This is a genomic window from Actinoplanes sp. NBRC 101535, assembly GCF_030269225.1.
GTDB classification, from domain to species: Bacteria; Actinomycetota; Actinomycetes; order Mycobacteriales; family Micromonosporaceae; genus Actinoplanes; species Actinoplanes rectilineatus.
In genome coordinates, this window is sequence record NZ_BSSY01000035.1 from 1 (window position 1) to 12,108 (window position 12,108).

Annotated in this window: 14 protein-coding genes and 3 pseudogenes; 7 read left to right on the forward strand and 10 right to left on the reverse strand. The window is 69.0% G+C overall.

Annotation, left to right across the window (positions count from 1 at the left end; all coding sequences use genetic code 11):
• Positions 1–163: 163 nt before the first annotated feature.
• Entirely contained in the window at positions 164–346 is a 183-nt protein-coding gene (locus QSK32_RS44605; RefSeq protein ID WP_045748381.1) for a hypothetical protein, read from the reverse strand.
• 137 nt (positions 347–483) lie between these two features.
• Positions 484–1,080, reverse strand: a complete 597-nt coding sequence (locus QSK32_RS44610) for a DUF5701 family protein (protein WP_285475457.1) — start codon at positions 1,078–1,080, stop codon at positions 484–486.
• 82 nt (positions 1,081–1,162) lie between these two features.
• On the opposite strand from QSK32_RS44610, the gene QSK32_RS44615 reads away from it, so the two are divergent.
• On the forward strand, positions 1,163–2,143 hold the full coding sequence (locus QSK32_RS44615) for a YihY/virulence factor BrkB family protein (protein WP_285475458.1): 981 nt from the start codon (positions 1,163–1,165) through the stop codon (positions 2,141–2,143).
• A gap of 12 nt (positions 2,144–2,155) precedes the next feature.
• Here QSK32_RS44615 and QSK32_RS44620 read toward each other — a convergent pair whose 3' ends face one another.
• On the reverse strand, positions 2,156–3,595 hold the full coding sequence (locus QSK32_RS44620) for a sensor domain-containing diguanylate cyclase (protein ID WP_285475482.1): 1,440 nt from the start codon (positions 3,593–3,595) through the stop codon (positions 2,156–2,158).
• A 192-nt stretch (positions 3,596–3,787) separates the two neighbouring features.
• Between QSK32_RS44620 and QSK32_RS44625 the strand changes: the two genes are divergently transcribed.
• Positions 3,788–4,468 (forward strand): HAD family hydrolase, encoded by a 681-nt coding sequence (locus QSK32_RS44625; RefSeq protein WP_045748377.1) that lies wholly within the window; start codon positions 3,788–3,790, stop codon positions 4,466–4,468.
• Positions 4,469–4,614: 146 nt separating this feature from the next.
• Here the strand turns inward: QSK32_RS44625 and QSK32_RS44630 are convergent, their stop codons facing one another.
• Together QSK32_RS44630 and QSK32_RS44635 are read right to left on the reverse strand one after the other, a co-directional pair.
• Positions 4,615–5,325, reverse strand: a complete 711-nt coding sequence (locus QSK32_RS44630; protein ID WP_285475459.1) for a hypothetical protein — start codon at positions 5,323–5,325, stop codon at positions 4,615–4,617.
• 112 nt (positions 5,326–5,437) lie between these two features.
• Positions 5,438–5,578 (reverse strand): annotated as a pseudogene (locus tag QSK32_RS44635) (IS5-like element IS4811 family transposase); the annotation flags it as partial.
• A gap of 71 nt (positions 5,579–5,649) precedes the next feature.
• On the opposite strand from QSK32_RS44635, the gene QSK32_RS44640 reads away from it, so the two are divergent.
• Positions 5,650–6,084 (forward strand): site-specific integrase, encoded by a 435-nt coding sequence (locus QSK32_RS44640; RefSeq protein WP_285475460.1) that lies wholly within the window; start codon positions 5,650–5,652, stop codon positions 6,082–6,084.
• Positions 6,081–6,721 (forward strand): annotated as a pseudogene (locus QSK32_RS44645) (site-specific integrase). Before QSK32_RS44640 ends, QSK32_RS44645 begins: the two are co-directional and overlap by 4 nt.
• Before the next feature lie 224 nt (positions 6,722–6,945).
• Here QSK32_RS44645 and QSK32_RS44650 read toward each other — a convergent pair.
• On the reverse strand, positions 6,946–7,419 hold the full coding sequence (locus QSK32_RS44650; protein WP_285475462.1) for a hypothetical protein: 474 nt from the start codon (positions 7,417–7,419) through the stop codon (positions 6,946–6,948).
• Positions 7,420–7,424: 5 nt separating this feature from the next.
• Between QSK32_RS44650 and QSK32_RS44655 the strand changes: the two genes are divergently transcribed.
• Positions 7,425–9,044, forward strand: a complete 1,620-nt coding sequence (locus QSK32_RS44655) for a tyrosine-type recombinase/integrase (RefSeq protein WP_285475463.1) — start codon at positions 7,425–7,427, stop codon at positions 9,042–9,044.
• A gap of 134 nt (positions 9,045–9,178) precedes the next feature.
• A complete protein-coding gene (locus tag QSK32_RS44660) occupies positions 9,179–10,306 on the forward strand; it encodes a hypothetical protein (protein WP_052721295.1) in 1,128 nt (375 codons plus the stop codon).
• Between the two features lie 119 nt (positions 10,307–10,425).
• Here the strand turns inward: QSK32_RS44660 and QSK32_RS45815 are convergent.
• From QSK32_RS45815 to QSK32_RS44685, 4 genes and pseudogenes are all read right to left on the reverse strand, one after another.
• Positions 10,426–11,104 (reverse strand): annotated as a pseudogene (locus QSK32_RS45815) (IS5 family transposase); the annotation flags it as partial.
• Entirely contained in the window at positions 11,101–11,301 is a 201-nt protein-coding gene (locus QSK32_RS44675; RefSeq protein ID WP_285475466.1) for a hypothetical protein, read from the reverse strand. The pseudogene QSK32_RS45815 and the gene QSK32_RS44675, both read right to left, overlap by 4 nt.
• Positions 11,298–11,693 (reverse strand): hypothetical protein, encoded by a 396-nt coding sequence (locus QSK32_RS44680; RefSeq protein ID WP_285475467.1) that lies wholly within the window; start codon positions 11,691–11,693, stop codon positions 11,298–11,300. Before QSK32_RS44680 ends, QSK32_RS44675 begins: the two co-directional genes overlap by 4 nt.
• Positions 11,694–11,708: 15 nt before the next feature.
• Positions 11,709–11,975, reverse strand: a complete 267-nt coding sequence (locus tag QSK32_RS44685; RefSeq protein WP_353051022.1) for a DUF6192 family protein — start codon at positions 11,973–11,975, stop codon at positions 11,709–11,711.
• Between QSK32_RS44685 and QSK32_RS44690 the strand changes: the two genes are divergently transcribed.
• Entirely contained in the window at positions 11,934–12,083 is a 150-nt protein-coding gene (locus QSK32_RS44690) for a hypothetical protein (RefSeq protein WP_157411655.1), read from the forward strand. The genes QSK32_RS44685 and QSK32_RS44690 overlap by 42 nt on opposite strands.
• Positions 12,084–12,108: the final 25 nt, after the last annotated feature.

Below are 12,108 nucleotides of genomic sequence, written 5' to 3' on the forward strand. Positions count from 1 at the left end.
AGGCGGACTTCAACGACCGTCGAGCGCAGGTAAGACCAGGACTTGTCCCGGCACCACGCAGTGAAGCGGTAACCCGCCAGAACGCCGCGCGTGCCACGCGCAGCGTGGCTGGAATCGCCGTCCTTTAAGGCGGCGAGGATGTCAACGCGTCGCCGTAGCGCCCTTACGACACCTGGTACGTGATGGCCACGGTCGCCGCCCCGGCGGCGAGGAGGACGAGAAGCATCAGGGAGGCCGCGCCGACACCGGCCGCCAGCCGGCTCGCGGCACCGCGGACGGTCTTCCGGTCGGTGAGGGTGTCCGGGTGCTGAACGGTGACCGCGTCGGCGTCGTCGAAGAAAACCACGACGGCACGGTACGACGCCGCCCATCGGGTACGAAAGCCCAGGTCAGGTGACGTGCGCTACCCTGCTGCCGACAGTCACCGGGCCCGGACCGTTCGTGGTGCCGGAACCGTCGGCGGGGGTCGGCGCGTACGCTGCGTCAGCGCGACAGTGCGGAGGCGAAACCCAGCCAGGTGTGGCGGTTGCCGGCCCAGCACCATCCGACTTTGGGGGCGCCGCGGCGGGCCCGGCCGTCGCGCCCGGTTCCGCCGCTGATCCAGAGCGCGGGGGTACGAGCGTCGCCCGCCCGGCGGGATCCGATCGTCATGAAGCAGCGGCCGGGTTCGAGCGTCGCCGGTTCCTGGAGCAGCCAGCTGATGCCCTCGCCGACGGTGAGTGGTGTCCGCCCGCGTCCGAGGATCGCCGGGAGCGCCTCGTCGGGGCTCCAGTTGCGCATGTCGTCGCCGCGTTCGGGTTCGCGGAGCAGGTAGAGCGGGCTGTCGGGCAGGGTGACCCCGTCGATGGGTGCGAACTCGTCGAGGTCGGTCATGTCCTCGACGACGAAGCCGGGCTTGTCGCCGCGGCGCAGCAGTGGGGCCAGTCGACGTGCGCCGGCCAGCATGGGGTGTACGGCCAGGATGCTCCCCGGTTCGTCGGGCAGCGCCGCGACGCAGGCGGCGAGTTCCGCCTCGGTGCGGCCGGTGGCGTCGGCGAGTCCGGCCTCGAGGAGGCGGTCCAGACGGTGGTTCAGGCTCATGGGACCTCCGGGCAACTAACTCCGTACTAGTTACGGAGATTCTGAAAGCGTACCCCGGGCGGTAGCGGGGTAGAGGGTGCCGGTGACACGGATCGCGGCGCGCTGGCAACGGCTGCGGCGGCGTCACCCCAGCGTCGACCATCTGGCGCGGGCCGCCGTCCGGTACGACGAGGCAGACGGGGGCCGGCTGGCCGCCGCGGTGACGTACTACGCGTTCTTCGGGACCTTCGCGGCGTGGCTGGCCGGCTTCGCGGTGTTCGGTTTCGTCCTGGACGACCCGGCCGTGCTGCACGCCGTCCAGCGGTACGTGGGACAGAACCTGACCGGCCTGGACGTGCAGGCGCTGCGCGAGGCGCGGACCACGGCCGGGGTGATCGCCTTCGTCGGCCTGCCGGTCACCGGCTGGTTCTGGATCGACGCGTACCGGTCCTCGATCCGCCGGATCTGGCGGCTCCCCGAGTACCCCGGCCGGCTGCCGACCCGGGTGCTCATCGACCTGCTCGTGCTCGCCGGCCTGGCGGTGCTGCTGGTCGCTTCCCTGGCGGTGGCGTACGCGACGACGGTCGTCGCAGGCCGGATCGCCGCGCAGACCGACGCCGGCGACGGATGGTCGCGGCTGCTGCTGGGCGTGGTCGGGTTCCTGGTGGGCGCCGGCGTGAACACCGTCCTGGCCTGCGGGGCGCTGACCGGGCTTCCGCGCGTACGCATGTCATGGCGCCGCCTGCTCGGCCCGGCGATCCTGGCCGGGGTGGCCATCGAACTGCTCAAGACGCTCGGCGGCAAGTATGTGCGGGCCGCCGAGGACAACCCGGTGTACCAGCTGGTCGCGGGCTCGGTCGGGCTGCTGGTGCTGCTCAGCGCCGTCAACCAGCTGTTGTTGTTCGCCGCGGCGCTCACCGCGACGAGCGCGACCGGCGACCCGTCGGACTTGGCGAGAGCCCCGTCCGGCCTGGGCGGCGGCTCGTCCGGCCCGGCCGGGGACGACCGTGGCGGCTCGTCCGGCCCGGCTGGGGACGACCGTGGCGGCTCGTCCGGCCCGGCCGGGGACGACCGCGGCGATTGACGGCCGGCGGCGTCACCCGGCGAGGGCGTCCGCGACCACCACCTGATTGCGACCGTGCTCCTTCGCGCTGTACAGCGACCGGTCCGCACGCACCATGACCTGGTCACCGATGCCCTCGGCGACCGGCTGGGTGCAGACCCCCACCGAGACGGTCACCGGGATCAGTACTCCGTCGCCCACGTCCATCGGGGTGGCGGCGACCGATTCGCGGAGTCGTTCGGCGACGGCCCGGGCGAGGGTGGTGTCCACCTCCTGCAGGAGGACGGCGAACTCCTCACCGCCGTAACGGGCGACGACGTCCTGGGTGCGGACCGACGCGCTCAGCCGGTGCGCCAGTTCCCGGAGCACCGCGTCACCGGCGGCGTGCCCGTACCCATCGTTGATCTTCTTGAAGTGATCGACGTCGACCAGGAGAACGCCGATGACTCCGGTGCGGCGGCCGGTCGCGGTGCCCAGTGCCTCCTCGAAGAAGCGGCGGCTGTGCAACCCGGTCAGGCCGTCGGTGACCGCCAGGCGGCGCTGTTCGCCGAGCATCAGCCACATCCGCGTCATCACCAGGGCCGACAACACCATTGACAAAAACGCATATATGGGTACGAACTGAGTGGCCCCGGTGAGGTAGGAGACGAACTGGGCGACCGGTGCGAGGAACAACGCGGTCGCGAGCAGAAGAAGGCGGGCGCGCGTCTGGCCGTCGCTGCGCGCCGCGGCGGGCTGGTCGAGCGTCGCCATCGACGGGTGGAGCGCGGCCGCCCCGATCAGTCCGAAGGCCGGATAGTTGAACGTGCTGAACAGCACGATCAGTTCCGGCTGGGCACCCAGATAGACGGTGTTCACGGCGAAACCGACGTCGGTGATCAGGAAACTCGTGACACCCGCGACGATCAGCCACAACGCCGGCGGGGGACGTTCGGCGCTCAGCAGGATGCGCAGGGCGGCCGCGATGATCAGCAGATCGCCGCACGGGTACAGCGTGGCGATCAGCACCTGCCCGGTGGACAGGCCCGGCGCCGACGACGACGGCATGATCAGGGTCAGCCAGGCGAGCGTGCCGACCACCGCGATCACGATGGTCACGTCGACGGCGGCGACCGTGTCCCGGCCGCCGCGCCGCACCCGCCACAGCACCAGGGCCGCCGCGAACAGGGGATAGGCGGGCAGGAAGAACACGTCCTGCGGTCCGGGACCCGGCGGGGCGATGCCGAGTACGGCGTACACGTAGAAGGTCGAGGCCCCGCCCAGGTTGCCGAACAACCCGCCCGCGACGAGCAGCCACGGCAGTCGCGCGGACGGGCGGTGCCGGCGGACGCCGATGGCGACCGCACCCAGCGCCGTGCAGTAGGCGGCCACCCCGAGTACGACCGTCAGGGTGGTGGCGACACCCGTCAGGTGCGAGATCGCGAAGAGCAGCCCGGCGCCGGTGCAGAGAGCCGACAGCCGTCCGACGGTCATCACGTCCTGAGGCTAACCCCGGTCACCACGCTCCACGGCGGGTGTGGTGACTTGGGGCGCCCAGCACGCCCGTATTCACCACACCCCACTACGAGCGTGGCCAGCGCGGCTGAAGTCACCATGCGGACGGGCTTCGCACCCCTGGCCGCGGACGTTTCCAGCGGTCCGGCCCGGCACGTTAGGGTCACCGGCATGGTTCTTCCCTATGCCGCTGTGCTCTTCGACTGTGACGGGGTGCTCGTCGACTCGGAACGCATCACCAACTCCGTGCTCCGGACGATGCTGCACGAACTCGGCTGGTTCGTCTCCGAGTCCGACAGTCTCCGCCTGTTCGTCGGGCGGGCGCTGCGCGACGAGACCGCGGTGATCTTCGCGCACACCGGGTTCGAGGTGACCGAGGAGTGGCTGGAGGAGTTCCGCAAGCGTCGCAACGACGCCCTCGCCCTCGACCTGCTGCCCATCCCGGGCGCGGTCGCCGCCGTCCGCGAGATCGACCGCTCCTACCGTGGCATGCTGGCCTGCGCGAGCGGCGCCGACCGGCACAAGGTCGAGCTGCAGCTGACCAAGGTCGGCCTGATCGACGTGTTCGAGGGCCGGATCTTCAGTGGCATGGAGACCCCGCGCAGCAAGCCCGCCCCGGACGTCTACCTGGCGGCCGCGGCGGCCCTCGGCGTCGACCCGGCCCGGTGCGCGGTCGTCGAGGACACCCCGACGGGGGTACGCGCGGGCGTCGCCGCCGGCGCCACGGTGTTCGGCTACTGCCCGCCGGACAGCCCGTCGCACAACACCCCGCAGGTCCTGCTGGACGCCGGCGCCGCGCACATCTTCACCACGATGGACGAGCTGCCAAGCGCCGTCAGTGGCTGTCTCTGAACCTGTTTTTGCAGGTGACGCCAGTATCAGCCCGCAGGGATACGGCGCAGGCGTTCGTTTGACCGTCACAGTGACGCCTATCCGAACGCCGGCACCGCGGAAGCGCCTTTCTTGGGCCAGCGCCCGGATCTACCGGTGAACGAGTACTACCAGTCTTCCGACCACTTCGTCTCCGGGAGGCCGAGTAGTTGCCGGCCTTCATTGATCATTTTCTGGAGAATGTCATGCAACTGATCTGGCTGCTCAAGAAGTCCGCGAAGTGTCGCAGCCCTTGACGCCAAGGCATGCTGCCACTCGTGGGTGATCTCGGCCGACACCACATCTTTGAGGTAGCGCTCGGCCGTCACCGTATCTCCGATGCAGGCCGCAGCGACGCCGCCGTGGAAGGCGTGCCATAAGGGATCCTCGCCTGGCCGCGCCGCGGTGGAAGCGAGGCGCTTGACCACTGCTCTGGGGTGTTTGAACTCTTCTCGCAGTTTGGCCACTTGACCTGCGGCAACGGCAGCCGTCTGAGATATGTCGGCCGCGAACTGGCCGGCGTTAAGGAACCGGACGTGTTGGGTCCATCCGGGCTCCCCGAGGGGTGGGCGATAGGTGGACGAGCCGTCCTGCTCTCGCCAGTACATCCTGTAGCCCTCGTCGAACGCCCAATGACCGCGTTCCGCCCACAGCCACATGGCACCAACGTTGAGGTAGCTGCCTGGCCCGCTGCCCGACTGGAACTCAACGAGAATCAGGTACCACCCTTCGTCCGCGATCCACAGACGGCTCCGGCCCTTCTGCTGGAGTCCGAGTGGGCGTAGGCGGTCCCGGGCGGCCGCTGCGATCAACCGATCGATCACTCTACGTTCTGACACGGCACGATTATGCCGGTGGACTTTGGCGCAACCAGTCGAACCGCGTCTCTCCGGATACCCCGACGGATCAGGCGGCAGCGATGGGTTTGGGTACTGCCGCTCGTCGCACATCCGTGCGGGTGATCCGGCGCGTCATCAGGGTGATGTTCGCCCAGGTTATGTGGGCTTCGGAGTGGTCAGGCAGGCGTTCATAGTCGCGGGCGTTGCGGCGGGCCCGCATCAGCCAGGACAGGGAACGTTCGACGATCCACCTAATAGTTACGTGGAATCAGGCGGTAGGAAGATCCTTGCCTGCCGTACGACCACGGAACTGGGGGTGAGCTGTTGAGCACCGAAACGGTGTTGCAGCACAAGTGGCCGGTGCTCGGGCGCCACGAGCGGGCGGCCGAGTGGCTGCAGGTCTGGACCGATCTCGGCCGGGCACCACGGACGATCGACGCCTACGCTCGCGGCCTCGCTGAGTACCTGGCGATGTGCGACCGCACGGGCGTAGACCCGCTCACCGCGAACCGCGCACACATAGCCGTGTACGTGCGAGAGCTGACGTCGCGTCCCAGTCACCGCGGCGCCAACGTGATCTCGATCGACTCCGGCTCGGGCCTGGCCAATGCCACGATCCAACAGCGGCTGGTGCCGGTCCGGTTGTACTACGACTACTTGATGGAGGAGGGGCTGCGGGAGTCCAATCCGTCGGCCGGGGCCGCTACACGCCGGGCCGGCGCCGGGGCGGGCACGAGCGCGGACTGGTCCCGAGAATGACGAAACTGCCGTGGATCCCGACCGAGCAGCAGTGGCTCGCGATTCTGGACGTCGCCGCGGCCGAGCCGATCCGCAATCGCGTCATGCTCGCCCTGGCCTACGACGCGGCGCTGCGGCGCGAGGAGCTGTGCTCGCTGCGCACCGACGACCTAGACCCGCGCACCGCACGCTGCGCGTGCGGGCGGAGACGACGAAGAACCGGTTGGAGCGGGTCGTGCCATATTCGGCGCCGACCGGGGCCCTGCTGTTGGGGTATCTGGCGCACCGAGCGACGATCAGCCGGGCTCGCGGCCCGCTGTATCTGTCCGAATCGCGGCGCAATCACGCCCAGCCGTTGAGCTTGTGGACGTGGTCGAAGGTGATCCGGCGCATTGCGCTCGCCGCCGAGATTCCCCGGTTCTCCACCCACACCACGCGGCACCTGTGCTTGACCGATCTGGCCCGGATGGGCTGGGAGTTGCACGCGATCGCAACCTTCGCCGGCCACCGCAACACCGAGTCGACGCTCACCTACATCCACCTGTCCGGCCGTGACCTGGCTGCCAAGCTCAACCGCGGTATGGAGCAGATCCATGGCTGGCGAGTGAAGATGCTGGCTCGCCTGGGCGAGCCCGCCGGCGAGGCGGTCTCGCGATGACCGCGCTGCTGCAGGCGTCCGCCGTCGCGACGGACGCGGCCCGGTCCTGGCCGTGGCCAGTGCGCCCGGACCGCTACGACCGGCGTCCCGAGCTTACCGACGCGGAACGAGAGGCACTTGTCTGCTTGGGGACGAACCTGCGCCGACGCCCCGGTGGCTACGACGCCCAGGCCTTTCACTGGCAGGCTGTTGGACGGTTGCTTCGCCCGCTCGACGACGTGCGCTCATCGCTGTGGTGTCCCGATGACGGCTGGTACCGCCGTGGCGTCGACGACGCCATCGCCCTGATTCTCCTGCGCTCTGTCGAACACGACCGGACGGTCTGGGCATGGTCGACCGAGGATTGGCTCGCTCTGATCGGCAGCAGTGCCAGCCAGTTCGCCGCGAACGCGCCAGGATGGGCCGGTAAGACCGCGCGCCCATACCTGGCCGCCTACGCCTACCTGCTCAGTGGCTTCACCGAGTTCGACCGGCTGGGCCGTTTCCAGCGGCTGCCGCTGGCCTGGCGCGTGTTCGGCAAAGATAGCGTCGACGACGCGCAGCAGCAGGTGGCGCACGTGCTTCGTGGCTGGGGCTATCAAATCGAGGACGACGTCGACTCCAGGATCTCTCCGGTCCTGTGCCAGGCGCTCCTGCTCAACCGCAGTCCGATGCTGCACGATCTGACCACCGAAGCGTTCCACCGGATCCGGCAGCACCCCGCATGCCCGAGCGGCATCTCGGTGCTCTGTACGGGATCCAGCGGGCGGCGGCCGCCCTCGGCCACTGCTCCTCGCCGCCGACTCCGAACCGCCGGCGGATGCCCGCCATCGAGGGCGCCTCCAGTTCGTGGACCGAATGGCTCGAACGCTGGCACACCACCTCCACGCTGTCGCCCAAGGTCCGCAGCAACCACCGCTCCGTGCTGTCGAAGGTCGGACGCTGGCTCGCCGCCGAACACCCGCAGATAACAGAGCCGGCCCAATGGACGCGGCAGACCTGCGCGGCCTGGGTCGCCGCGGTCAACAGCCTCCGTGTCGGCGACTACGTCCAGCAGCTCGCCGCCCACGAGAAACGGGTGGGGCAGCCGGTCGCACCGCACACCAAGGCGGGCTACCTCACCGCGACCCGAGTGTTCTTCCGCGACCTACAGGAATGGGAGTGGATCCCCCGGCGGTTCGACCCCGTACGGGCACTGTCCACGCCCAGAACGATCCACGCGATGCTCGGACCCGATCCCCGCGTCATCGCCGATGACATCCGGGCCAAGCTGCTGTGGGCCGGACTCAACATCGAGCCTGAAGATCTGCCTACCAGTCTCAACAACCTGCGCTACCCGCTCGAACTCCTCCGAGCCTTGTCGCTGACCTGGCTGTTCAGCGGCCTGCGCAGCAACGAGATCGTCCGCCTCCGCGTCGGCTGCGTCCGCTGGCAGCACGACGGCTTCCCGATTCCTGGAGACTCCGACGAGGTGCTGGCACGAGACGCGGTCTGTCTGCTGGACGTCCCCGCCCACAAGACCGGCACCTCGTTCACCAAACCCGTCGACCCGCTCCTGGGCAAGGCAATCGAGACATGGCAAAGCCTCCGGCCGCAGCAACCCCGCATGCTGGACCGCAAGACCAGCGAGCACGTCGACCTGCTGTTCGCTATGAGAGCCCGTCGAGTCGCCAACACCTACCTCAACGGCACGATCATCCCGGCACTCTGCCGCAAGGCCGGCGTCCCCACCGCCGATGTCCGCGGCAACATCACCAGCCACCGAGCACGTTCCACCATCGCCAGCCAGCTCTACAACGCCAAGGAACCCATGACCCTGTTCGAGCTGCAAGCCTGGCTCGGCCACCGCAGCCCCGAATCCACCCAGCACTACGCGAAGATCACCCCGAACACGCTGGCCAGGGCCTATAACGACGCCGGCTACTTCGCCCGCAACGTCCGCACCATCGAGGTCCTCGTCGACCGAGACGCCGTCACCAGCGGCACGGCAGCCGCCGGCGAGCCCTGGCAGTACTACGACATGGGGCACGGCTACTGCACCTACACGTTCTTCGAGCAATGCCAGCACCGCATGGCCTGCGCCCGCTGCGACTTCTACACGCCGAAAGCCTCCAGCAAGGGCCAGCTTCTGGAGGCCAAAAACAACCTTCAGCGGATGCTGGCCAGCATCCCACTCACCGACGACGAGCAGGCTGCGGTCGACGACGGCCAGGCCGCGTTCGACCAACTCCTGGAACGACTGACCGACGTGCCCACTCCGGCGGGGCCGACGCCGCGTCAGATCGGCATCCCCGCCACGGCAACGCTGCTGCCGATCATCGATGTCCGGCACGGACACGCCTGAGCCGGCACCGATCCGGACGCAACCTGTCACCCGCGCTGCGCCGGCGTGGCGCGGCCGATGCAAGTCCGCTGCTCTGGTCGCAATGCGCCCGGGCCTCGGGTCGGCTGGCGGTCCAGTGTTCTAGCCTTTGACTGATGACCGACATGCAGCCTGCCGACGCGCCTGACGGGACTTGGACCAGGCTGACTGCCACTACCGACCTCGACCGGCGAGTAGCCCGGTCCTGGCTCTCTGGGCTCGGTTTCAACCGCGCGGCGCCTGTCGACGTGTTCCTCAGCCTCCTGGATGCCGGCGAGGCCAACTTTCTTTTTCGGGAAGACGTACCGCCCGAGGTCGTAGATGCCGCAGTCATCCACAATGCCGGGGACGTGCGCGCCATCGCGGCGGATTCCGGTCACCTCTCCGCCACGCAGTGGGACCGGCTTGTCGCCACCACGCCGAATCCGCGGCAGCGAGAACTCTTCGCGGGCTTCGCGGCGGAGCAACTGGCCGCACGGCGACTTTCCCGCGGCGGCCGTGGTGTCGGCCGTGCTCCGCACCCCGACGCTACGCCGCCCCAGACGCCGGAGGAGATCGCGGCGATGGCCGCCGAAGCGCCTGACATCGACCCGGGCGACCGGACGGTGGCGCTCTGGTGGATCGGCGCCCTGCATGAGAACGCCGAAGCCATGCTCCAACTCGCGGCCTCGCCAAAACTGCTGATCCGACGCAGCGTCGCCAGGGCACCTCGCCTGCCCACAGACGTGGCGGCCGCGCTCGCCCGCGACCAGGACCGCGTCGTGCGGCTCTTCCTCGCCGAGTCATGCGACGACGCCCCACCCGAGATGCTCCTGGAGGTGGCCGCGTGGTGGGAAGGCAGCCTGTCCTTCCCCGGCCGACCGCACAATCACCCCAACTTCCCCCGCGACGATCTGCTGCACTACGTGACAGACCCGAACCCTCGTCTGCGGGCCCTCGCCCTCACCGACCCGGCCTCCACGAATGCGCTCGCCGAGCAGCTCAGCTGCGACCCCGATCCGATCGTGCGCAGAGCCGCCGGCCAGGACCAACGCCTCTCGCCAGAATCGCTCCGAAGACTTGCTGCCGACACCGACCAAGGCGTTCGCCGGCGAGCCTGGCTCAATCCCTCGATGCCGCTCGAAGCCCTCGTGACGCTGCTGCTCGATGCGGACAGTGCGGATTACGCTGCCCGCAACCCCGTCATCCCGATCCCGGTCATGCGCCGTATGGTCGCGCTCGGAAGGCTCCAATCCACAGCCTGACCCTCGTGAGCATCCGAGGGATGCGGCGCCAGCGGCGTTCCTCGTTGTTACCGATGCCTGCGAACGGGCCAAACCCCATGCTCCACGGCCACGAACTTGACAAACAGATTCCACAGAAGGCGTGGTAGCACCTTGAAGCCGACCTGGTTCGGTGGCTTCTTCACGACCTTGAAGGTGAGGTCGAGATCGTTGCGCGCCCAGTCGGCCAACCCTGTGTAGGCGTTGTCAGCCCACATCAGGGTGAGCTCCGGGTTGCTCTTGCGCAGCTCAGGAAGCATTTTGCGGGCGGCGTCCCGGTCGGTGACGTCCGCCGGGGTCACCTTCACCGTCACCAATAGGCCCTTCGTGTCCACGATCAGGTGCCGCTTCCTCCCATTGATCAACTTTGCGCCGTCAAACCCGCGAGTATCTCGGCTGACGGTCTCGGCGGCCTTGACGCTCTGGGAGTCCATGATGGCGGTGACCGGGCGGGGGCACCGGGCCGGCGTCGACGCGGATGCGGCGCAGCTGATCGCGGACGTGGTCGAGTACGCCGTTCTTGGCCCAGCGGGCGAAGAACCCGTAGACGGTCTTCCAGGGCGGGAAGTCCGAGGGCAGGGCTCGCCACTTGCAGCCGTTGTCGACGACGTAGCGGATCGCGTCCGCGATCTCCCGGCGCGGGTGCGCTTCGGGATGGCCGCCGGTCGGGGTGGTGGAAGCCGGGGCCGGCAGCAGCGGGGCGAGGATCTCCCACTCGGTGTCGGTGGTGTCCGACGGGTAGCGGCGCCGGCGGGGCAGGGCCGTGATCGTGGCATTCATTCGTCACGCGCCAGCACCGTGAGGGCGGTCTTGACGCCGACGAGCTGGCCGAGCACCAGCTGCGCCCACTCGTCGTCGGGGTGGTCCTGGACGTGCGGGATGATCACGGTGTCCAGCAGCTGGGCGATGCGGTTGATCTCCTCGCGCACGAGGCCCCGGTCGTAGGTGACCAGTTCCTCGCCCACGATCGTGGTCATGCGCTGCGCACGAGCAGGCCCAGGGCGGACTTGACCCCGGTGAGCTGGCCCAGCACGAGTTGCACCCACTCGTCGTCGGGCAGCTTCTGCGCGTGCGGGATGACCGTGTTGTTTAGAAACCGGGAGATGCGGGTCAGCTCGATGCGCACGCAGGCCCGCTCGTAGGCGATCCAGTCGGCCGGGTCCGTCGACAGCTGATAGCCGTCGCGGCGGGTCCAGGTCAGCGGGGTCAGGTTCTGCGCGGCCAGGATCTCGCGCAGAAATCGCAGTCCGGACTGGACTTGATACGCGCTGAGCTCGGTCGCGGCCACCAGCTGCCGGGTGGTCAGCCCGGCTGGGCGGGCCTCCATCAATGCGACCCGGACCAGGTCACCGGAGACGTTCGCGGGCACCGTCCCATGGCCGGGTTACTCGCCGGTCAGGAGGCGGGCCAGGCCCTCCTCCGGGGTGACCTGACCGGTGGCGACCGCCCCCTCGATCCAGTCCGCAGCCGCCCGGACCCGGGCCAGGTTGCGCTGCACCGTCGCCTTCTCGTCGTCGGTGTAGTTCAGCCCGCGCAAGCCCGGCACGATCCGGCCGGCTGAGGCGACGAACTGCGCGCACGCACCGACCAGGTCGAGGAACTCGCTGGTGTGCTCGATGTTCTGCAGCGCGGGGGTGCGCTGGCGGACCAGCTCTCCGCCCTGGCGGGCCTGGTCTGCTGGGCGCGGTTGACCGAGTGCCGGGCCGTGGTCCTGTTGACCGGACTACCCGGCGACACGCCGTCACGAGAGCTGAACTGATCACGCTTGACGAATACACCTTCAT

Coding starts and splice junctions, on each gene's coding strand:
- QSK32_RS44675 (WP_285475466.1), bottom strand. CDS start 11,301: ATGACCACGATCGTGGGCGAGGAACTGGTCACCTACGACCGGGGCCTC.
- QSK32_RS44625 (WP_045748377.1), top strand. CDS start 3,788: ATGGTTCTTCCCTATGCCGCTGTGCTCTTCGACTGTGACGGGGTGCTC.
- QSK32_RS44620 (WP_285475482.1), bottom strand. CDS start 3,595: ATGACCGTCGGACGGCTGTCGGCTCTCTGCACCGGCGCCGGGCTGCTC.
- QSK32_RS44655 (WP_285475463.1), top strand. CDS start 7,425: ATGCCCGAGCGGCATCTCGGTGCTCTGTACGGGATCCAGCGGGCGGCG.
- QSK32_RS44660 (WP_052721295.1), top strand. CDS start 9,179: ATGACCGACATGCAGCCTGCCGACGCGCCTGACGGGACTTGGACCAGG.
- QSK32_RS44610 (WP_285475457.1), bottom strand. CDS start 1,080: ATGAGCCTGAACCACCGTCTGGACCGCCTCCTCGAGGCCGGACTCGCC.